Here is a 21,463-nt window from a genome sequence, read left to right as displayed (position 1 = left end):
TTTCGCTAACTCGCCATTTATACTCATTTGTGGCAACCTTCTCGTAGCTAAACCGGTGTTACAACATCCTGCGTTCGGGATGTGCTATCAGAACCTGCAAAGCCTTATTACAGATTCGCTACGTCGTTCAGATTAACACAGGTTATGTTAACGCGACGGTGGGAAAGTATTACGGAGTGCCACATTCTAACCGTAGCACCCGCTATTGTCTTTAAAGATTCAGGAGAGTACATGGAGTTCAGCGTAAAAAGCGGTAGCCCGGAAAAACAGCGCAGTGCCTGCATTGTCGTCGGTGTATTCGAACCGCGTCGTCTGTCACCTATCGCCGAACAACTGGATAAAATCAGTGACGGCTACATCAGCGCCCTGCTGCGCCGTGGCGAGTTGGAAGGCAAAGTCGGCCAGTCATTGCTCCTGCACCATGTACCGAACATTCTTTCCGAACGCATCCTGCTGATCGGTTGCGGAAAGGAGCGCGAGCTCGACGAGCGCCAGTACAAGCAGGTCGTTCAGCGCACGATCAACGCCCTTAACGATACCGGCTCTATGGAAGCCGTCTGCTTCCTGACCGAGCTGCATGTAAAAGGTCGTAACACTTATTGGAAAGTGCGTCAGGCCGTTGAAACGGCGAAAGAGACGCTTTACACGTTCGATCAGCTAAAAACCAACAAAGTCGAGCCACGTCGTCCGCTGCGAAAAATGGTCTTCAACGTACCGACTCGCCGCGAACTGACCTCCGGCGAACGCGCCATTCAGCACGGTCTGGCCATTTCTTCCGGCATCAAAGCCGCCAAAGATCTCGGCAACATGCCGCCCAACATTTGCAACGCCGCTTATCTGGCTTCGCAGGCTCGTCAGCTGGCGGACGCCTACGGCTATATCACCACCCGCGTCATCGGCGAACAGCAGATGAAAGAGCTGGGGATGAACGCCTACCTGGCGGTGGGACAAGGTTCTCAGAACGAGTCCCTGATGTCGGTGATTGAATATAAAGGCAACCCAGACGCCGACGCTAAGCCTATCGTGCTGGTGGGCAAAGGGCTGACGTTCGACTCCGGCGGCATCTCCATCAAGCCCGCCGACAGCATGGACGAAATGAAATACGACATGTGCGGCGCCGCCACGGTGTACGGCGTCATGCGGATGGCTGCGGAGTTGGAACTGCCGCTGAACATCATCGGCGTGCTGGCAGGCTGTGAGAACATGGTCGATGGCCGCTCCTATCGTCCGGGCGATATCCTGACCACCATGTCCGGCCAGACGGTGGAAGTGCTAAATACCGATGCGGAAGGCCGTCTGGTGCTGTGTGACGCCCTGACCTACGTGGAACGTTATGAACCTGATGTCGTCATCGATATCGCCACGCTCACCGGTGCCTGCGTGATCGCGCTAGGCCACCATATCACCGGCCTGATGTCGAACCACAATCCGCTGGCGCATGAGCTGCTGGGCGCTTCCGAACAGGCGGGCGACCGTGCCTGGCGTCTGCCGATGCTGGACGAGTATCAGGAACAGCTGGAATCCAACTTCGCCGATATGGCGAATATCGGGGGACGCCCCGGCGGCGCCATTACCGCGGCCTGCTTCCTGTCTCGCTTCACGCGCAAATACAGCTGGGCGCACCTGGATATCGCCGGCACCGCCTGGCGTTCCGGCAAAGCCAAAGGCGCGACGGGTCGTCCGGTCGCGCTGCTGTCACAGTTCTTGCTGAACCGCGCCGGCCTGAACGACGTCGAGTAAGGGGTAACCCCGCGCTGAAGTCCCCCGGCGCATGGCGATACGTCGGCGATTCCCGTGCAAACGGGAATCTGCGTTTAACGCAGCCAGAGATCCGCGCCGGTCAGAAACCGCGATGGAAGTATAGGTAACAATGAAAAACGCAACGTTCTATCTTCTTGAAACAGAAGACCAAAGCGGAGAACTCAGTGCGCTGGAAGCGCTAACCTGCGAACTGGCCGCCACGCTGTGGCGGGCGGGCAAACGGGTACTCATCGCCTGCGAAGACGAAGAGCAAGCGCAGAAGCTGGATGAGGCGTTATGGCAGCGTCCACCGCATGCTTTCGTACCGCACAACCTGGCCGGGGAAGGTCCGCGTCAGGGAGCGGCCGTCGAACTGGCCTGGCCTCACAAGCGCGGTAATACGCCGCGCGAGGTCATGATCAACCTGCAGCCGCAGTTCGCAGATTTTGCCACCGCTTTCCATGAAGTGATAGACTTTGTCCCTTACGAAGAATCCCTGAAACAGTTGGCGCGCGACCGCTATAAAGCCTATCGCAGCGTCGGCTTCCGATTGACCACGGCTACACCGCCAACCCACTGAATTTTGAGCATAATGGAAAAGACATACAACCCGCACGATATAGAGCAGCCGCTTTACGAGCACTGGGAAAAACAAGGCTACTTCAAGCCAAACGGCGATACCGAGCAAGAAAGCTTCAGCATCATGATTCCGCCGCCCAACGTCACCGGCAGCCTGCACATGGGTCATGCTTTTCAACAAACCATTATGGATACTCTGATCCGCTATCAGCGCATGCAGGGCAAAAATACCTTGTGGCAGGCGGGTACTGACCATGCCGGTATCGCTACGCAGATGGTCGTTGAGCGCAAAATCGCCGCCGAAGAAGGCAAGACGCGCCACGATTACGGTCGCGAAGCCTTCATCGACAAAATCTGGCAGTGGAAAGAAGAATCCGGCGGCACCATCACGCGCCAGATGCGCCGTCTGGGCAACTCCGTGGACTGGGAGCGCGAACGCTTCACCATGGATAAAGGTCTGTCCGACGCCGTGAAGGAAGTCTTCGTCCGCCTGTACAAAGAGGACCTGATCTACCGCGGCAAACGCCTGGTGAACTGGGATCCGAAACTGCGCACCGCCATCTCCGATCTGGAAGTGGAGAACCGTGAAGTCAAAGGCTCCATGTGGCACCTGCGCTACCCGCTGGCTGACGGCGCTAAAACGGCCGAAGGCAAAGACTATCTGGTCGTTGCCACCACCCGTCCCGAAACCGTGCTGGGCGATACCGGCGTCGCGGTAAACCCGGAAGATCCTCGTTATAAAGACCTAATCGGTAAAGACGTCATCCTACCGCTGATCGGCCGCCGCATTCCTATCCTTGCGGACGAACATGCCGACATGGAAAAAGGCACCGGCTGCGTAAAAATCACGCCAGCTCATGACTTCAACGACTATGAAGTCGGTAAACGTCACGCCCTGCCGATGATCAACATCCTGACCTTTGACGGCGATATCCGTCAGCAGGCGGAAGTGTTCGACACCCACGGAAATGCCTCTGACGTCTATGACGACACTATCCCGGAAGCCTTCCGCGGCATGGAACGTTTCGCCGCGCGTAAAGCGACCGTGGCCGCTTTCGACGAATTAGGCCTGCTGGAAGAGATCAAGGCGCATGACCTGACGGTGCCTTACGGCGACCGCGGCGGCGTGGTGATTGAGCCGATGCTGACCGATCAGTGGTACGTACGCACGGCCCCCCTGGCCAAACAAGCGGTGGAAGCCGTCGAAGACGGTCGTATCCAGTTCGTACCGAAACAGTATGAAAACATGTACTTCAGCTGGATGCGCGACATTCAGGACTGGTGTATTTCCCGCCAGCTGTGGTGGGGTCACCGTATTCCGGCCTGGTATGACGCTAACGGCAACGTCTATGTCGGCCGCGACGAAGCCGAAGTTCGTAGCGAAAACAATCTGGCGGACGATGTGACGCTGACGCAGGACGAAGACGTGCTGGACACCTGGTTCTCCTCCGGACTGTGGACCTTCTCCACGCTGGGCTGGCCGGAACAGACTCCTGAGCTGAAAGCCTTCCATCCGAGCAGCGTGATGGTTAGCGGCTTCGACATCATCTTCTTCTGGATCGCCCGCATGATTATGCTGACGATGCATTTCATCAAAGATGAAAAGGGTCAGCCGCAGGTGCCATTCAACACCGTCTACATGACCGGTCTGATTCGCGACGACGAAGGACAGAAAATGTCCAAATCCAAGGGGAACGTCATCGACCCGCTGGATATGGTCGACGGCATCTCTCTGGAAGCGCTGCTGGAAAAACGCACCGGCAACATGATGCAGCCGCAGCTGGCGGAAAAAATCCGCAAGCGTACGGAAAAACAGTTCCCGAACGGGATCGAACCGCATGGTACTGACGCCCTGCGCTTTACGCTGGCGGCGCTGGCCTCCACCGGTCGCGACATCAACTGGGACATGAAGCGCCTGGAAGGTTATCGCAACTTCTGTAACAAGCTGTGGAACGCCAGCCGCTTTGTCCTGATGAACACCGAAGGACAGGATTGCGGAATGCAAGGCGGCGAACGCGTCCTGTCGCTGGCAGACCGCTGGATTCTGGCTGAATTCAATCGTACGGTGAAAGCCTACCGTGAAGCGCTGGACAGCTATCGCTTCGATCTGGCGGCCAATATTCTGTACGAATTTACCTGGAACCAGTTCTGCGACTGGTATCTGGAACTCGCCAAGCCGGTGATGAACGGCGGCAGCGAAGCAGAACTGCGCGGCACCCGTCACACGCTGGTACAGGTGTTGGAAGCCTTGCTGCGTCTGGCACACCCGATCATTCCGTTTATCACGGAAACGATCTGGCAGCGTGTCAAAGTGCTGAAAGGCATCGACGCCGACACCATTATGCTGCAGCCGTTCCCGGCCTTCGACGCGGCGCTGGAAGACAGCCAGGCGCTGCACGATCTGGAGTGGATCAAGCAAACCATCATCGCCGTGCGTAACATTCGCGCCGAGATGAACATTGCACCCAGCAAACCGTTGGAAATGCTGCTGCGCGACAGCAACGCCGAAGCGCAGCGCCGGATCAACGAGAACCTCAGCTTTATCAAAACGCTGGCGCGACTGGAGAGCATCGACGTCCTGCCTGCTGGCGATAAAGGACCGGTTTCCGTCGCCAAGCTGGTGGACGGCGCCGAACTGCTGATCCCGATGGCCGGTCTGATCGACAAGGCCAGCGAGCTGGATCGTTTAGCGAAAGAGGTCGCGAAGATTGATGGCGAGATCTCGCGTATCGAAAGCAAACTGGCTAACGAAGGCTTTGTTGCGCGCGCGCCGGAAGCGGTCGTCGCGAAAGAACGTGAGAAGCTGACTCATTACGCCGATGCAAAAGCGAAACTGAAAGAACAGCAGGCGACCATCGCCGCGTTGTAAGCAAAAAAACCAGCCGTAAATAATGCGGCCGACACAAAGGGAGATCGTCCAGATCTCCCTTTTTTATTGGTCCCTAAGACCTCTAATACACACGACGCTACCCCAGCAGTGGAATATCGACACACGTAACGCAAACCCTTGAACAATCTGGGGAGGCGCCCCGGGGGCAGGATAATTCCGACGATTGCATTCGAGCCAGATAAAGTGTTATTACAGTCTGTGTATCCACTTTCCTCATTGGGTCGCAACGATTAACTGAAAAGCGAGCATTTAAGCACCATGACAACCGCAACTCCCGTTCAACTTCTGACACGCCCTATTACCGCTGCCGACAACGCCGCGATGGCCAGCGTGATCCGCCGCGTGTCGGCTGAGTTCGGGTTGACGGCGGACAAGGGCTACACCATCGCCGACCCCGATCTTGATTCGCTGTTCCAGCTGTACAATCGCCCGCACTGCGCTTACTGGGTGGTGGAGTGCGGCGGCGAAGTGATCGGCGGCGGCGGCGTCGCTCCGCTGTCGGGGGGAGAGGCGGATATCTGCGAGCTGCAGAAAATGTATTTCCTCCCCGCCGCGCGTGGACGGGGACTGGCCAGACAGCTGGCGCAGCAGGCCTTGGAGTTTGGTCGTCAGCACGGCTTTAACCGCTGCTATCTGGAAACCACCGGCCACCTCACCAGCGCGATTCGGCTCTATGAAAAGCTAGGATTTCGCCAAATCCCTTATGCGTTAGGGAGTACCGGTCATGTGGACTGCGAAGTGAGAATGATCAAGCCGCTGTAAGAAAGGATTGCCGACGGTCATGCCGCCGGCAATATTGCGAGGCCCGGAGAAGGGGGGGCCGTCACGGAGAAGAGGCATTAGTGACGTTTGCCGTCATCATCCTCATCGTAGAATTCACCTTCGCCTTCATCATCTTCGTCAGAACCGTTCGGATCTTCGAAGTAAGTGCCCCAACCGTCGTAATTGACTTCATGACGCTCAGCCAATGACAGTAGCTGTTCGACCTGACCGTCGATAATCTCGGCTTTGAGCGACACTTCGCTGATGACGTCGCAGCACATCAGCAGCACGCCCTCTTCAACTTCCAGCTCTTCCGCATCCGTGACTTCATAGCCCATTTTGAAGGCGTCGACTGCCACCTTTTCCAGGTCTTCGAACTTCTCGGCGGAGAAGTGATGCTCGATGGTGTAGACCGCTTCAGGATCGCTGCCATCGTCCAGCAACTCTTCAATAATCAGCCGCGTTTCTTCACGCTGCTCTTCCAGCAATTCACGGTTTACCATGACTCAGTCCTCATTAAACGGCGAGATATCGCCGCATTGTCCCACAGCCCCGCACCCGGCTCCACCACAAAGTTTGATCTGCCCACTTGAAATTGAATATTTACACATATAAAGTGAATTTTAATTCAACCAGAAGGATTGTTCGCACGGAGATAAGCACCATGAACCCGTTCTATAAACGTCATTTTTTAAGACTGATGGATTTCACTCCAACAGAAATAAGTCATCTGTTAACCCTGTCAGCAAAACTGAAATTAGATAAAAAAAGCGGCGCAGAGACCCGTCACCTGCAGGGGAAAAACATCGCACTCATCTTCGAAAAAGATTCGACGCGCACTCGCTGCTCTTTCGAAGTTGCTGCGTACGATCAGGGGGCGCAGGTCACCTACCTGGCCCCCAGCGGCAGCCAGATCGGCCACAAGGAGTCGATGAAGGATACGGCGCGCGTGCTGGGTCGGATGTACGACGGTATTCAGTATCGCGGCTATGGACAGGAGCGTGTGGAAACACTGGCTGACCTGTCCGGCGTACCGGTATGGAACGGGCTGACCGATGAATTTCATCCTACCCAGTTGCTGGCGGACCTGCTGACGATGCAAGAACACGCGCCCGGCCGTTCACTGTCCGAAATGAAGTTGGCTTACGTCGGCGACGCCCGCAACAATATGGGGAACACCATGCTGGAAGCAGCGGCGTTGACCGGACTGGATCTGCGTCTGATCGCCCCCAAAAGCTGCTGGCCGGAAGCGGGTCTGGTCGCAGAATGTCAGGCCGCGGCAGAGAAAACCGGCGGTAGCATCACGCTGACGGAAGAGGTAGCTGTGGGGGTGAAAGACGTCGACTTCATCTATACCGACGTGTGGGTATCCATGGGGGAACCCAAAGAGGTGTGGGCGCAGCGCATCGATCTGCTCAAACCCTATCAGGTCAATATGGCCATGATCGCGGCCTCGGGTAACCCGCAGGTCAAATTCTTGCACTGCCTGCCCGCTTTTCATGACGACCAAACCACGATCGGCAAGCAGATGGCCGAACAATACGGTTTGCACGGCGGCATGGAAGTCACCGACGAGGTTTTCGAGTCCAAACACAGCATCGTGTTCGATCAGGCGGAAAATCGGATGCATACCATCAAAGCCGTCATGGTCGCCACTCTGAGTCCCAACGCATAATCCGCAGTTTCACTGCCGTTCCGGCCCGATGCCAGGTCGTCGACGGCAGTGGCGCACAGGCAGTCGCAACCGATTGCTCGCGGGCAAAATCTGCGTTTTTCGCTTGAATTCACCTCTTCCGCGCGTATAATTCCGGGCAATTTGCCGGGAGGAACCATGTCCAACGCAGCCATCTTTGTCGGTCATCAACCGCAACTGCCTTCTGGCAGCCACGCCGCGTTTTTCCTCCCTGTACACCGTATTTCATTGAAAAAAGCCCCTCGTTGAGGGGCTTTTTTTTGTCTGTCGAAAAGGGCGTCAGGCCGCCAACCTGTAGACCGAGCCGAACCGTGGGGAGAATAGCCAAATGGTCAATCCGCTTTATAAAAGACACATTATCTCAATCAACGATCTCAGCCGGGACGATCTGCTGCTGACGCTGAAAGTCGCCGCCAGCCTGAAGGCCAACCCGCAGCCCGAGCTGTTGAAACATAAAGTGATTGCCAGCTGCTTCTTCGAGGCGTCCACACGCACGCGGCTGTCGTTCGAAACGGCGATGCACCGTCTGGGCGCGTCGGTGGTGGGGTTTGCCGACAGCAGCAATACATCGCTCGGGAAAAAAGGCGAAACGCTGGCGGACACCATTTCCGTGGTCAGCAACTATGTGGACGCCATTGTGATGCGCCATCCACAGGAAGGCGCGGCCCGTCTGGCGGCCGAGTTCTCGCAGGGTATCCCCGTCCTTAACGCCGGCGACGGCGCCAACCAGCACCCCTCTCAGACGCTGCTCGACCTGTTCACGATCCAAGAGACTCAGGGACGTCTGGACAACATCAACATCGCCATGGTCGGGGATCTGAAATACGGCCGCACTGTCCACTCTCTGACGCAGGCGCTGGCCAAGTTCGAAGGCAACCGTTTTTACTTCATCGCACCCGATGCGCTGGCCATGCCGGACTACATTTTAAAAATGCTGGAAGAGCGGAACATTCCCTACAGCCTGCATAACAGCATCGAAGAAGTCGTGCCGGAGCTGGATATTCTCTACATGACCCGCGTCCAAAAAGAGCGGCTCGACCCGTCCGAATACATCAATATCAAAGCGCAGTACATCCTGCATGCCGCGGATCTCGCCGAGGCGCGCGCGAATCTGAAAGTGCTGCATCCCTTGCCACGCATCGATGAAATCACGACCGACGTCGACAGCACGCCCCATGCCTACTACTTCCAGCAGGCAGGCAACGGTATTTTCGCACGTCAGGCCCTGCTGGCTCTGGTGCTGAACAGCGAACTGGTTCTGTAAGAGAGGAAGACACATGACTCACGACAACAAATTACAGGTGGAAGCCATCAAACGCGGTACGGTGATCGACCACATTCCGGCGCAAATCGGCTTCAAACTGCTCACCCTGTTCAAGTTCACCGACACCGACCAGCGCATCACCATCGGTCTGAATCTGCCGTCCAACGAGCTGGGCCGCAAAGATCTGATCAAGATCGAGAACGTTTTCCTGACGGAAGAACAGGCCAATCAGTTGGCGATGTACGCGCCGCAGGCGACCGTCAATCAGATCGACCAATACAACGTCGTGCGCAAGCTGCATCCGCAGCTCCCTGAGCATGTCCACGGCATCCTGACCTGCCCGAACACCAACTGTATCAGCCGCAGCGAACCGGTCACCTCTTCCTTCACCGTGAAATCTCATGAAGACGAAGTGCTGCTGAAGTGCAAATACTGCGAAAAAGAGTTCGAACGTCAGGCGGTGCTGAACAGCCGCTGAGCGACCTGAGATCAGAAACCTATTGCCTCGTGAAGCGACTCACGGGGTAGAATGAAGTTACGTTTCAGGAATAATGGATGCTGCAAGCACCCATTCGGACTCAATCAGGAGAAAACATGTCTCGCATTATCAGTACGGAACACGCTCCGGCCGCTATCGGTCCTTATGTTCAGGCCGTCGATCTCGGCAACATGGTACTCACTTCGGGTCAGATCCCCGTCGATCCTAAAACCGGTTTGGTTCCCGACGACGTCTCCGCGCAGGCACGCCAGTCGCTGGAAAACGTCAAAGCCATCGTTGAAGCCGCCGGTCTGAAGGTGAGCGACGTGGTGAAAATGACGGTATTCGTCAAAGACCTGAACGACTTTGCGACGGTGAACGCGACTTATGAAGCGTTCTTCAATGAAAACGATGCCCCGTTCCCGGCCCGCTCCTGCGTGGAAGTCGCACGCCTGCCGAAAGACGTGAAGATCGAAATCGAGGCCATTGCCGTTCGCCGCTAAGCGCGCCGCACCCTCGCCAATAAAAAAGACGCGACCTGAAAGGCGCGTCTTTTTTTAACTCGACTCCGGGTAATGACCTTTCGAAGCGGATCAGAAAAAACGCGCGGAAACGCGCGCATCTCTTAATGGGCGTCGCTCTCGTTCTCCACCATCACTTCCTGCAGCCAGCCGCAGCGCATCTCCGGTACGGCGATCAGCAACTCGCGGGTGTACTCGTCAAGCGGCGGCGACAGCGCTTCGTCTACTCGGCCCTGACGGACTATCCGCCCCTGACGTAACACCGCGACGCTGTCCGCGACTTCCCGCACCACATGTAAATCATGCGTGATGAACAGGTAGGAGACGCCGGTTTCCTGCTGGATTCGACGCAACAGCGCCAGCACATCGCGCGCCACCAGCGGGTCCAGCGCGGACGTCGGTTCATCGCAGATAATCAGTTCCGGCTGTGCGGCCAGCGCGCGGGCGATGCAGACACGCTGCTTCTGGCCGCCCGAGAGCGACGTCGGCAGGCGACGAGCGATGTCGGCGGAGAGCCCGACCTGCTCAAGCAGCGCATTAACACGCCCGCGGCACGCTGCGGGGCCAAGATCCGTCAGGCAGACCATCGCTCGCTCGATTTGCACGCCGACAGAGAGACGCGGATTCAGCGCCATATCCGGGTGCTGGTGAATCATTTGAATAGACTGCAGCTGTCGTCGGCTACGTTTCGCCAGCGTCGCAGGCAGTGTTTCTCCCCGCAGTCGGATATCTCCTTGGCTGGGCGCCAGTAATCCGCACACAGTCCGCCCGAGCGTCGATTTGCCCGACCCGGACTCGCCGATCACCGCCAGCGTGCGCCCTCGCGCCAAACGCAGCGAAATGTCATGAAGCACCGGCTGACGCTGATAGCGCGCTTCCAACTGCACGACATCCAGCAGAACCTCGCCATCATCCGGCTGTGGCATTTTCGGTTCGCCGCGCGCCTGCAACAGCTGACGAGTGTACTCCTGCGACGGACGTGCCAGGATCGCCTCCGTCGCGCCGACTTCCACCTGCCGACCCCGGCGCAGCACCATGATGCGCTGGCTCAGCTGCGCCACCACCGCCAGATCGTGACTGATGTAAAGTGCCGCCACGCCGGTCATACGGATGATGTCGTCGATGGCTTTGAGGACGTCCAACTGGGTCGTGACGTCCAGCGCCGTCGTCGGTTCATCGAAGATAATCAGCTCTGGTCCCGCGCACATCGCCATCGCGATCATCGCCCGCTGCAACTGCCCGCCGGACACCTGATGCGGATAACGCTGGAAGAAGCTCGACGGGTCCGGCAACGACAGCTGAGCGAACAGCGTCATCGCCCGTTCGATCGCCTGCCGACGCGACATCACACGATGACGCACCGCCGTTTCGATCACTTGCTCGCCGATCTTGCGGGCTGGATTAAAGGCCGTGCTGGCTGACTGGGCAACGTAGGCGATACGGGGACCGCGCACCCGGCGCAGCTGGCGCTCAGATAACGCCGCCAGATCTGTTCCCTGAAACCAGATCTGACCGCCCTGAATCTGCATCCCGTGGCGGCAGTGACCGAGGATCGCCTGACCAATGGTGGACTTGCCCGCGCCGGACTCGCCAATCAGCCCCAGCACCTCGCCTTTTTTCAGCGAGAACGAGATGTCCTGAACCAGCGTGCTGTCACCCGCCACCACTTTTAATGCTTCGACTCGCAGCAGCTCAACCATGTCGACCTCCCTGCCAGCGACGGCCGTCGCGACTCAGCAGCCAGTCGGCCACCACGCTGAGCGATATCGCCAGCAGCGCGATCGCCGCGCCCGGCACCAGCGCGGCCCAGACGCCAAACAGAATGCCGTCTTTATTATCCCGCGCCAGCCCGCCCCAATCGGCAGTCGGCGGCTGAATGCCCATCCCCAGAAACGACAGGGCGGAGAGGAACAGCAGAATGAAAATAAAACGCAGCGCGAACTCCGCGATCAGCGTGGTCAGCGCATTCGGCAAGATTTCCCGCCACAGGATCCAGCGCATCGATTCACCGCGCATCCGCGCGGCTTCGATAAACTCCTGCGTCGCCAGATCGACCGCCAGCGCCCGCGCCACGCGCAGTACCTGAGTCGCTTCGAGCACGCCCAGCACGACGATAATGACGAACAGGCTTTTCGGGAGCAGCGCAAGCACCACCAGCGCCAGGATCAGCGTCGGGATCGCCATCAGCACATCGTTGACGCGCGAGATGATCTGATCGACCGCGCCGCCGCACACCCCGGCCAGAAAACCGAGCAGCGTGCCGAGAACAAACGCCAACGCGGCCGCCAACGCCGTCACGGTCAGCGACGTCCTCGTCCCCCAAATCAGTCGGGAAAACAGGTCGCGCCCCAAATTATCGGTGCCCAGCCATGCGCGATCCATCGGCCCTAACCATGCGCCGCCGATCACCTGATCGGCCGGGAAAGGCGCGATCCAAGGGGCGAAAACGGCCACCAGAATAAACAGGCTCAGCCCTGATAGGCCGAGTACAACGGAAGGTTTCACAGGAGGCATGTACTTTTATCCATTACCATCAAGACGATCTTGCGGGTCGCGCCGGCTCATCCGTTCGACTGCCGGGAGTGTCGTAAACGCGGGTTGGCCATCAACGCCACCACGTCCGCCAGCAGGTTCAGCAAAATATAAATGGCGGCCAGCACCAGCGCGCAGTCCTGAATCACCGGAATGTCGCGTTTGCTGATGCTATCGACCATGTACTGTCCCAGCCCGGGATAAACAAAGACGTTTTCCACAATCACCACGCCCACCATCAGGTAGGCCAGATTCAGCACGATCACGTTGATGATAGGCCCCCAAGCGTTGGGCAGCACATGGCGCCAGAGAATGCTGGAAGGCGATAGTCCTTTCAGCAGTGCGGTATCGACATACGCGGCATTCTGGGCGCTGATCAGCGCGGCGCGCGTCATGTTGCTCATATGTCCCAGCACCGCCAGCAACAGCGTCATCGCGGGCAGCGCGACGGCCGTTAAGCGGTCCGCGAACGGCATACCGTCGTTTACACTGCTGTTGCTCGGCAGCCAATAGAGCGTGATGGAGAACACTAGAATGAGCAGATAGCCCGAAAAAAACTCCGGCAGCGCCACCGCCGTTCGGGTAAACAGGTTCAGCAGTTGGTCAAGCCAGCTGCCCTGATAACGTACCGACAGAAAACCGATGATCAGCGCCAGCGGCACCGCAACTGCCGAGGTGCAGGCGGCCAGAAACAACGTATTTTCAAGCCGATAAGCCAGCACCGGTCCGACCGGCTGGCGACTGGTAAAGCTATGACCGAAGTCGCCGTGGACGATGCCCGACAGCCAGCTGAAATAGCGCGCCAACGCCGGTTGGTCCAGCCCAAGCTGAAGATTGAGCGCCTTCACGGCGTCCGGCGTGGCCGTTTGCCCCAAAATGGCGGTCGCGGCATTCCCCGGCAACAGCTGGATCCCGGCGAAAATCAACGCCGACACCACCACAATCATCAGCCCGCCCGCCAGCAAACGACGCGAAATCATCGTCAGCAGCGGCCATCGGGCATTTACGCTATCAAGCACGCTCATCTTGTCTCACCTATCGGCTGGGCGATCCCTATGCCAGCCACAATTTTTCTGCGGCGCGGTTGCCGCTCAGCGGGAAGCCAGGGATTGCCGTCAGCCCTTTCACGCGTTGGCTGCAAGCGTCGAGAGAGTCGGCGTACAGCGGAATGATTTCGCTGCCCTTTTCCACCAGCATCAGCTGAATATCATGATAAATCTGACGGCGTTTCTCTTCGTTGACTTCACCACGGGCCGCCTGCACCAGTTGGTCGAACGACGGCTCTTTCCAGCCGGATTCATTCCACGGCGCGCCGCTGGTGAACACCAGCGACAGCAACGCATCCGTCGTCGGACGCATAGACCAGTTGGAAGACACGAACGGTTTCTTCATCCAGACATTGTCCCAGAACGCATCGTCCGGTACACGCTCAACCTTCAATGGAATTCCCGCGCGTTGCGCAGAGGCCTGATAGAGCTGGCCTGCATCCACCGCGCCGGGGAAGCCCGCATCGGCGACGGACAGCACCAACGGTCCGTTAAATCCGGCTTTCTGCCAGTGCCATTTGGCCTTTTCCGGATCGTACGGGCGCTGCGGAATGTCTTTCGCAAAGTAGCGGCTAGAGGGGAAGACCGGGTTATCGTTGGCGACGGTGCCATAACCGCCCAGCACCGTATCGATGATCTGCTGGCGATCGATGGCGTATTTGAGCGCCAGTCGGCCGTCCTGTGAATCGAACGGCGGCAGGCTGCCGAGGCCGGGAAACGTGAAGATCTGGCTGTCGTGCGAGCGCAGCAGCTGTAAATTCGGCATCTTCTCAATCCGGCCAACGATGCGCGGATTGACGCGGTTGATGAGGTGAGCGGAACCACTCACCAACGCCGCGACGCGGGCGGTAGAGTCGTTCATCGCCAGCGTTTCGACGGAATCGACGTGACCGCGCGCGCTGTTCCAGTGATTCGGGTTACGTTTCACCAGCGTACGCACGCCGGGCTGGAAGCTTTCCAGAATGAAAGCGCCGGTGCCGATGCCTTTATCGAACGATTCATTTTCCGGCGTGATGGCGAAATGCACGTCGCTCAGCAGCGCGACAAATTCAACGTTTGGCGCATTGAGTCGGATCGTCACTTCATGCGTACCAGTCGCTTCCAGCGCCGTGACCGGTTCCAGATAACCTTTCACCGACGAACTCGACTCGGCGCTGCGGTGGTGGTTCAACGAATAGATGACATCTTTGGCGGTCAGCGTACGACCGTCGTGGAACTGTACGCCCTGCCGAATTTTCAGTACCCAGACACGGCCACCCTCTTGGCTGTCCCAGGACTCCGCCAGCGACGGGCTGAGTTCACCGCGCTCATCGAGCTCGACCAGATTGTTGAACAGCTGGGAGCCAACGAAATACATATAGGTTTCGAACCAGAAAGCCGGATCGAGGCGATCGGTGCTGGAGGCATTATCCACGCCGACGATCAGATGACCGCCTTTCTTCGGCGTTTCCGCAGTATCCGCCCCCCAGGCGTGGCTCAGCGGCCAACTCGCCGTAGCGGCGGCGACCGAGAGCGCGCACGCGTTCTTGATAAAGTGACGACGATTCATGATGTGTTCCCCTGTTATCCCCTGCTCGTGGCGAGAGGTTATTATCGTTATAGACGCCGATCGGGATTTAGTCCCGATGCGGCAACGCCTGCGCCAGGCGGGCAATATGTTCGGGTCCGATGCCGCAGCAGCCGCCGACCAGCGTCGCGCCCTGTGCCACCCATTCGGCGGCCCACTGCTGATACCCTTCAGGGTGCGTGTCAGCACGCAGTCGACTGAGGCCGTCGTTCGCTTCGCGGCGATTATCTTCCGGCTCGAACGCATTGGCGTACACACCGATGCCCATGGTCGCGCCCTGCTCGCTTAACTGAGCGCGGGCTTCCGCGACGGCGGGAGCCATGACTTCCGGGCGGCTACAGTTGAACAGCAGATTGGCGGCGCCCAGCTCAATGGCGCCTTTAGCCGCCTCGGCGATCGTCTCACCGGAACGCAGCCGCGCTCGGCCCTGATCATCCAGCTCATCCTGCAAAGTAAAGGAGAACCACAGTTCGCGCGGATCGTCCGCCAGCAGCCGACGCACCAGCGCCACTTCCGCCAGCGAGCTTTGGGTTTCGGCCAGCCAGACATCAACGTAGGGGTCAAGCGCGTCGATCAGCACTCGCAAAAGGGGTTCAGCGGCGGCGGCGGAAAACAGGTCGGGTCGATAAGAGCCGAGCGCCGGAGGCAGAGAACCGGCGACTCGCACGGCGTGCGGCGCGGCGTCTGCCGCCTCTCGCGCCAGCTTGCCAGCCAGCGCAGCCAGTTCATGGCCGCGGCGCTGGAACTGATCGTCGCCAAGATGGAACGGGACGACGGCGTAGCTGTTCGCCGTGATGACCTGCGATCCCGCGGCGATATAGCTATCATGCACTTGCCGTACATGCTGCGGAGACTCCAGCAGCGCTAACGCCGACCACTCCGGTTGGCGGAAAGGCGCGCCAATTCGCGCCAGTTCACGGCCCATGCCGCCGTCCAGAATCAGCACGTTCTTTGACATCGTCCTTCCTTACTCAGCGAAACTGAAAAAATGGTGGCCCACCTTACAAAAAAAGTCATATAGATGTCTAGAAGCCTTGATAGCTAAAAAACCGGAGAGCTTCAACGCTCTGCGGCAGTCTCACTTTATCGCCGCCCGCCATGATCGCCGTTCCCAACGGCAATACGGGGACCCTCACATTCCCCAGGAAGCCCAAGAAGGGGTGACTCCGGCTTCGTCGCGCAGGTTGAGGGCGACATTGCGTCAGCGACGCAGCGACTCCATCCTCAAAAATGCAGGGTCGGCCAAGGCGTTTTTTTGCGAGAAACATGACGCACGCGGAGAGGAGCGAAGTCGGCCATGACAGTGAATCGCCTGAGTAAAAAAAGCGTTTAAAAAAACGGCGAACAAAGGACGGAAAACCCTATTTTTCCCATGCCTTTTTGCATATTTAAAGATGGTCTCCCCCTCCCTTGCTCACGTTTACAAAAAAGACATCATGCTATTCGTCTCTAATTTAAGCTGTTTAGAAATTTCTTTGTTCTGCATCAATCTCAGCATGAAATTGGAGATAAACCTCCCTACCAAACTCACTATAATCCGGCTGGAAAAATTCAATATATAGTGTCTATACTCAGAATAAGACCTACATATAGCGCTTATCCACAAAATCATCCACAACCCCATCAAGCCCTGATGGGCCGCGGTTGTGCCTGTGGATAACAACTGCACAGACATTAATGAGGACGCGAACGTGAAACCAGTAGTGATTAAACGGAACGGCTGTCAGGTACCTTTTGATGAAATTCGTATCCGTGAGGCGGTGGAGCGAGCCGCCAGCGCTACGGGCGTTAACGATCTCGATTTTTGCGCGACCGTGGCGGCCGCCGTCACCGAGCAGATGCGGGATCGCTCTCGCGTCGAAATCCGCGAAATTCAGGACGCGGTCGAAAACCTGCTGATGTCGAGCAACTACAAGCCTGTCGCGCGCGCCTACATCGAATATCGCCACGACCGCGACGTCTCGCGCGAACGTCAGGGTCGCCTGACGCAGGAAATTCGCGGTCTGGTTGAACAGAGCAACGTTTCCCTGCTTAACGAGAACGCCAACAAAGACAGCAAGGTGATCCCGACTCAGCGCGACCTGCTGGCCGGCATCGTCGCGAAACACTACGCTAAGCTGCATATCCTGCCGCGCGATGTGGTGCTGGCGCATGAGCGCGGGGAAATCCACTACCACGATCTGGATTACTCCCCGTTCTTCCCCATGTTCAACTGCATGCTGATCGACCTGAACGGCATGCTGACGCAGGGCTTCAAGATGGGTAACGCCGAGATCGAGCCGCCTCGCTCCATCTCTACGGCGACAGCCGTCACCGCGCAGATCATCGCGCAGGTCGCCAGCCATATCTACGGCGGCACCACCATCAACCGCATTGACGAAATTCTGGCGCCGTTCGTCGCCGCCAGTTACAAGAAGCATCAGGCCGTAGCGGAAGAGTGGAATATTCCTGACGCCGAACGTTACGCGCACAGCCGCACGGAAAAAGAGTGTTACGACGCCTTCCAGTCGCTGGAATATGAAGTGAACACGCTGCACACCGCCAACGGTCAGACGCCGTTCGTGACCTTCGGTTTCGGGCTGGGCACCAGCTGGGAGTCTCGTCTGATTCAGGAATCTATCCTGCGCAATCGCATCGCCGGGCTGGGTAAAAATCGCAAAACCGCCGTATTTCCGAAGCTGGTCTTCGCTGTGCGCGACGGCCTTAACCACAAAGCGGGCGATCCGAGCTACGACATCAAACAGCTGGCGCTGGAATGCGCCAGCAAACGGATGTACCCGGATATCCTGAACTACGATCAGGTGGTGAAGGTCACCGGTTCGTTCAAGACGCCGATGGGCTGCCGTAGCTTCCTCAACGTCTATGAAGAAAACGGCGAGCAGATCCACGACGGCCGCAACAACCTCGGCGTAATCAGTCTGAACCTGCCGCGCATCGCGCTGGAAGCCAAAGGGGATGAGGCTCAGTTCTGGAAACTGCTCGACCAGCGACTGGAACTGGCGAAGAAAGCGCTGATGACCCGCGTCGCCCGTCTGGAAAACGTGAAGGCGCGCGTCGCGCCCATCCTCTACATGGAAGGCGCCTGCGGCGTACGTCTGAAAGCGGACGACAATATCGCTGAAATCTTCAAGAATGGCCGCGCGTCTATTTCTCTTGGCTATATCGGCGTACATGAAACGATCAACGCGCTGTTCGGCAATGAGAAACACGTCTTCGACGACGAAATGCTGCGTGAAAAAGCCGTCGCAATTGTGGCGCATCTGAAAGCCGCGACCGACCGCTGGAAAGAAGATACCGGCTACGGCTTCAGCCTGTACAGCACGCCGAGCGAAAACCTGTGCGACCGTTTCTGCCGTCTGGATACCGCCGAGTTCGGCGTAGTCCCGGGCGTGACCGACAAGGGCTACTACACCAACAGCTTCCATCTCGACGTCGAGAAGAAGGTGAACCCGTACGAAAAAATCAATTTCGAAGCGCCGTATCCGGCGTTGGCGAACGGCGGCTTTATCTGTTACGGCGAATATCCCAACCTGCAGCACAACCTGAAAGCGCTGGAAGACGTCTGGGATTACAGCTACAGCCGCGTCCCCTATTACGGGACCAACACGCCGATCGATGAATGCTACGAGTGCGGCTTCACCGGCGAGTTCGCCTGCACCAGCAAAGGCTTTACCTGCCCGAAATGCGGTAACCACGACTCCTCGCGTGTTTCCGTCACTCGCCGTGTCTGCGGCTATCTGGGCAGCCCGGACGCGCGTCCGTTTAACGCGGGCAAACAGGAAGAGGTAAAACGCAGAATCAAACATCTGGCTAACGGCCAGCTGGGTTAATCCTGCTTTCTCAGCGCCTGGCCAGCAATATTGATGCTGCCGGCCGGGCGCTGACGCTTCCCGCTCATCGAGTCCCCATTCGCTCTCCCCTTGGGGATTCGAATCACACGCTGCTCAAGACAGGCCGTCTCTGGACGACCCCGGATAGGGACAACCGTGATGAATTACCTTCAGTACTACCCCGTGGATGTCGTTAACGGCCCCGGCACACGCTGCGCGCTGTTTGTCGCCGGGTGCGAACATCAATGTCCGGGTTGTTATAACAAAACCACCTGGCGGCTCAGCGCCGGTCAGCCGTTTACGCAGGTCGAAGAGGATCGGATCATCGTCGATCTGCAAGATACCGACATTCCGCGTCAGGGGATCACCCTCTCCGGCGGCGATCCCCTACATCCGCAGAACGTGCCGGACATCCTGCGTCTGGTACAACGCATCCGACGTGAGTGTACGGGCAAGGATATCTGGATGTGGACGGGCTATGTGCTGGCGGAGCTGACGCCGGAACAGCGTCAGGTGGTCGATCTCATCAACGTACTGGTTGACGGTAAATTCGTGCAGGATTTGAAAGACCCTTCGCTGATCTGGCGCGGCAGCAGCAATCAGGTCATCCATCACCTGCGTTGAGGCTTCAGCGTGATGGCAGGTCCGCGATGTCCCGTTGCCACTGCAGACAGGTCCCAAAGCTGCGCCGGTTATCGGTCATTTTCAGCTCTGTCAGCGTTAAGCGCCATAGCGGCGAACGGGACCGTCGGGCAAGGGCGAAGCGCGCATTGTAACGATCGCGTGCGGCGTGAGCCTCCGCGCCTTGCAACAGGCGAGCTTCGGCCCGAAACTGTACGCCCTGAATCAACATCTCGTTTTTCTGCTGGTCGCTGACGGTGCCCGCGACGCGCGGATAATCCCGCATCAGTTGGGCATGTCGCGTGTCCGCCGGTGTCATAATATCGAAGGCCGCGATGTCCGCGTCATAAACGTAGAAACCGTTGGCGCACCATAAATTGTCGGCATCGCCCGCGCACAGCGTCAGCACATGATGCCGACGCAGGTAACGTGTTATTGCCGCCGAGATCGCTTCTGAATTCATCCTGATGGCCTCCCTCCACTGACTAAGCGTAGCATCACTTTTCCTGCGACGGCGTGGACGCATCGTCAGTCAAAAGACGTTTTCACAACGTCAGAATGTGGCGCGGCATCCCCATTGTTACTCTCGTTCAGAATTTCCCGCCCACCTCCCCGTTCCATTGACTGCACGCTCATGAGCGCGTCGACCAAACAACCCTTCCGCCTATAATATTCACAATGAGTAATGACTTCGCCACGTCATCAATTTCGGCGAAAATGCCGGCTTTTTTCACCGACTAGCGCCTAATTTAAGGATCAATGTGTGCGGTCGGTAACATTCGGCGCAGGAAGGTATTGATTAGCTAAACCGATTCTTCTATTTTAGCGGCCGGTTTATCAATCCCAGTTAAAGAGCATAGTTATGTCACATAAAGTGTGGGTCATGGGCGATGCCGTGGTTGACCTTATTCCAGAAGGCACGGATCGTTATCTGAAATGTCCTGGCGGCGCACCGGCGAACGTCGCCGTGGGTGTGGCCCGTCTCGGCGGTGAGAGCGCATTTATCGGCCGCGTGGGCGAAGACGCCTTTGGTCGCTTCCTGCGCACGGTGCTGATCGAGGAACAGGTGGACACCGGTTTTATGCAGCTGGACCGTAAGCATCGGACTTCTACCGTACTGGTCGATTTGGACGATCAGGGCGAGCGCTCCTTTACTTTCATGGTGCGCCCCAGCGCCGACCTGTTTATTCAGTCTCACGACCTGCCTGATTTCCAGCGCGGCGAATGGCTGCACCTGTGCTCTATCGCTCTTTCTCAGGAACCTTCGCGCGGTACGGCGCTGGAAGCCATGAAGCGTATCCGCGAAGCGCAGGGTTGGGTCAGTTTCGATCCGAACATCCGTGAAGACCTGTGGGAAAATGAACAGGAACTACGTGATTGTCTGGATCAGGCGCTGTCTCTGTCCGATGCCGTGAAGCTGTCGGAAGACGAGTTCCTGTTCCTGAGCGGTACGTCCGAGATCGAACAGGGCACGGAAGCGCTGATGTCTCGTTACGGTTTGAAACTGCTGCTGGTCACCCAGGGCGGCAACGGCGTATGGCTGCGTGATAGCAAGAACCTGAAACACTTCGACGCGCCGTACGTGACGCCTGTCGACACGACGGGCGCAGGCGATGCGTTTGTCGCGGGTCTGTTGCAAGGTTTGGCGCAGCACGACGATTTGAACAACATCGCCCAATGGATGGATATCGTGGATCAGGCGCAGCGCTGCGGCGCTCTCGCGACCACCGCCAAAGGCGCAATGACGGCACTGCCTTACGCGCACCAGTTAGCCACGCCGCTTTCCTAAAACTGTCCTGTTCCCGCGTAAAAAAAAGACGCGGGAACAGGTATTTTGTAGCCAGGATCACAGATAAAGAATCGAGTTAGCAAAAACCCTTGCCAACCCCCTTACTCCCCTTTAATTTCGCTGCGCAACCGGTTTAGCAATTTAGCAAAAA

Annotated in this window: 18 protein-coding genes; 11 read left to right on the top strand and 7 right to left on the bottom strand. The window is 57.8% G+C overall.

What is annotated here, in order from left to right; all coding sequences use genetic code 11:
- Positions 1-231 precede the first annotated feature (231 nt).
- The 4 genes from pepA (at position 232) to CKQ53_RS07060 (ending at position 5,971) form a co-directional block, all read left to right on the top strand.
- The gene (gene pepA / locus CKQ53_RS07075; protein ID WP_094118172.1) at positions 232-1,740 is read left to right on the top strand and encodes a leucyl aminopeptidase; all 1,509 of its coding nucleotides are present in this window, start codon (positions 232-234) and stop codon (positions 1,738-1,740) included.
- A 130-nt stretch (positions 1,741-1,870) separates the two neighbouring features.
- Positions 1,871-2,320, top strand: coding sequence for a DNA polymerase III subunit chi (locus CKQ53_RS07070; RefSeq protein ID WP_085653792.1), 450 nt, complete (start codon positions 1,871-1,873; stop codon positions 2,318-2,320).
- Between the two features lie 12 nt (positions 2,321-2,332).
- Positions 2,333-5,188 (top strand): valine--tRNA ligase, encoded by a 2,856-nt coding sequence (locus CKQ53_RS07065; protein WP_085653793.1) that lies wholly within the window; start codon positions 2,333-2,335, stop codon positions 5,186-5,188.
- Positions 5,189-5,467: 279 nt separating this feature from the next.
- Positions 5,468-5,971 carry a GNAT family N-acetyltransferase gene (locus tag CKQ53_RS07060; RefSeq protein WP_085653794.1) on the top strand — a complete coding sequence of 168 codons (504 nt, stop codon included), beginning with the start codon at positions 5,468-5,470 and terminating at the stop codon, positions 5,969-5,971.
- A 77-nt stretch (positions 5,972-6,048) separates the two neighbouring features.
- Here the strand turns inward: CKQ53_RS07060 and rraB are convergent, their stop codons facing one another.
- The gene (rraB, locus tag CKQ53_RS07055; RefSeq protein ID WP_085653795.1) at positions 6,049-6,474 is read right to left on the bottom strand and encodes a ribonuclease E inhibitor RraB; all 426 of its coding nucleotides are present in this window, start codon (positions 6,472-6,474) and stop codon (positions 6,049-6,051) included.
- 161 nt (positions 6,475-6,635) lie between these two features.
- Here rraB and argF point away from each other — a divergent pair, with 161 nt between their 5' ends.
- The 4 genes from argF (at position 6,636) to ridA (ending at position 9,909) form a co-directional block, all read left to right on the top strand.
- Positions 6,636-7,646: an ornithine carbamoyltransferase gene (gene argF / locus CKQ53_RS07050; protein WP_094118170.1), complete on the top strand. Its 1,011-nt coding sequence runs from the start codon at positions 6,636-6,638 to the stop codon at positions 7,644-7,646.
- A gap of 346 nt (positions 7,647-7,992) precedes the next feature.
- Positions 7,993-8,928: an aspartate carbamoyltransferase gene (gene pyrB / locus CKQ53_RS07045; RefSeq protein ID WP_085650998.1), complete on the top strand. Its 936-nt coding sequence runs from the start codon at positions 7,993-7,995 to the stop codon at positions 8,926-8,928.
- Between the two features lie 13 nt (positions 8,929-8,941).
- Complete coding sequence (gene pyrI, locus CKQ53_RS07040; RefSeq protein WP_026740769.1) at positions 8,942-9,406, top strand: aspartate carbamoyltransferase regulatory subunit; 465 nt, start codon at positions 8,942-8,944, stop codon at positions 9,404-9,406.
- Positions 9,407-9,522: 116 nt separating this feature from the next.
- A complete protein-coding gene (gene ridA / locus CKQ53_RS07035; protein ID WP_094118169.1) occupies positions 9,523-9,909 on the top strand; it encodes a 2-iminobutanoate/2-iminopropanoate deaminase in 387 nt (128 codons plus the stop codon).
- Positions 9,910-10,031: 122 nt separating this feature from the next.
- On the opposite strand, the gene CKQ53_RS07030 is transcribed toward ridA, so the two are convergent.
- The 5 genes from CKQ53_RS07030 to CKQ53_RS07010 form a co-directional block, all read right to left on the bottom strand.
- Positions 10,032-11,627, bottom strand: coding sequence for an ABC transporter ATP-binding protein (locus CKQ53_RS07030; protein WP_094118168.1), 1,596 nt, complete (start codon positions 11,625-11,627; stop codon positions 10,032-10,034).
- Entirely contained in the window at positions 11,620-12,441 is an 822-nt protein-coding gene (locus tag CKQ53_RS07025) for an ABC transporter permease (RefSeq protein WP_027063977.1), read from the bottom strand. The genes CKQ53_RS07030 and CKQ53_RS07025 overlap by 8 nt, the downstream gene beginning before the upstream one ends.
- A 47-nt stretch (positions 12,442-12,488) precedes the next feature.
- Entirely contained in the window at positions 12,489-13,484 is a 996-nt protein-coding gene (locus tag CKQ53_RS07020; RefSeq protein ID WP_118894803.1) for an ABC transporter permease, read from the bottom strand.
- A 28-nt stretch (positions 13,485-13,512) separates the two neighbouring features.
- Entirely contained in the window at positions 13,513-15,054 is a 1,542-nt protein-coding gene (locus CKQ53_RS07015) for an ABC transporter substrate-binding protein (RefSeq protein WP_085651004.1), read from the bottom strand.
- Positions 15,055-15,121: 67 nt separating this feature from the next.
- Positions 15,122-16,030 (bottom strand): homocysteine S-methyltransferase family protein, encoded by a 909-nt coding sequence (locus CKQ53_RS07010; RefSeq protein WP_085651005.1) that lies wholly within the window; start codon positions 16,028-16,030, stop codon positions 15,122-15,124.
- A gap of 733 nt (positions 16,031-16,763) precedes the next feature.
- On the opposite strand from CKQ53_RS07010, the gene nrdD reads away from it, so the two are divergent.
- Together nrdD and nrdG are read left to right on the top strand one after the other, a co-directional pair.
- The gene (gene nrdD, locus CKQ53_RS07000) at positions 16,764-18,902 is read left to right on the top strand and encodes an anaerobic ribonucleoside-triphosphate reductase (RefSeq protein ID WP_085651007.1); all 2,139 of its coding nucleotides are present in this window, start codon (positions 16,764-16,766) and stop codon (positions 18,900-18,902) included.
- A 159-nt stretch (positions 18,903-19,061) separates the two neighbouring features.
- Positions 19,062-19,526: an anaerobic ribonucleoside-triphosphate reductase-activating protein gene (gene nrdG / locus CKQ53_RS06995; RefSeq protein ID WP_085651008.1), complete on the top strand. Its 465-nt coding sequence runs from the start codon at positions 19,062-19,064 to the stop codon at positions 19,524-19,526.
- 4 nt (positions 19,527-19,530) lie between these two features.
- Here the strand turns inward: nrdG and CKQ53_RS06990 are convergent, their stop codons facing one another.
- Positions 19,531-19,986, bottom strand: coding sequence for a YhbP family protein (locus tag CKQ53_RS06990; protein WP_085651009.1), 456 nt, complete (start codon positions 19,984-19,986; stop codon positions 19,531-19,533).
- 399 nt (positions 19,987-20,385) lie between these two features.
- Between CKQ53_RS06990 and CKQ53_RS06985 the strand changes: the two genes are divergently transcribed.
- Positions 20,386-21,312, top strand: coding sequence for an aminoimidazole riboside kinase (locus CKQ53_RS06985; RefSeq protein ID WP_085651010.1), 927 nt, complete (start codon positions 20,386-20,388; stop codon positions 21,310-21,312).
- Positions 21,313-21,463: the final 151 nt, after the last annotated feature.

Origin of the sequence: Lonsdalea britannica (assembly GCF_003515985.1) — a bacterium.
Taxonomy (GTDB): domain Bacteria; phylum Pseudomonadota; class Gammaproteobacteria; order Enterobacterales; family Enterobacteriaceae; genus Lonsdalea; species Lonsdalea britannica.
Note: the sequence above shows the minus strand (reverse complement) of the source record. Positions and strands in the feature narration are given on the sequence as shown.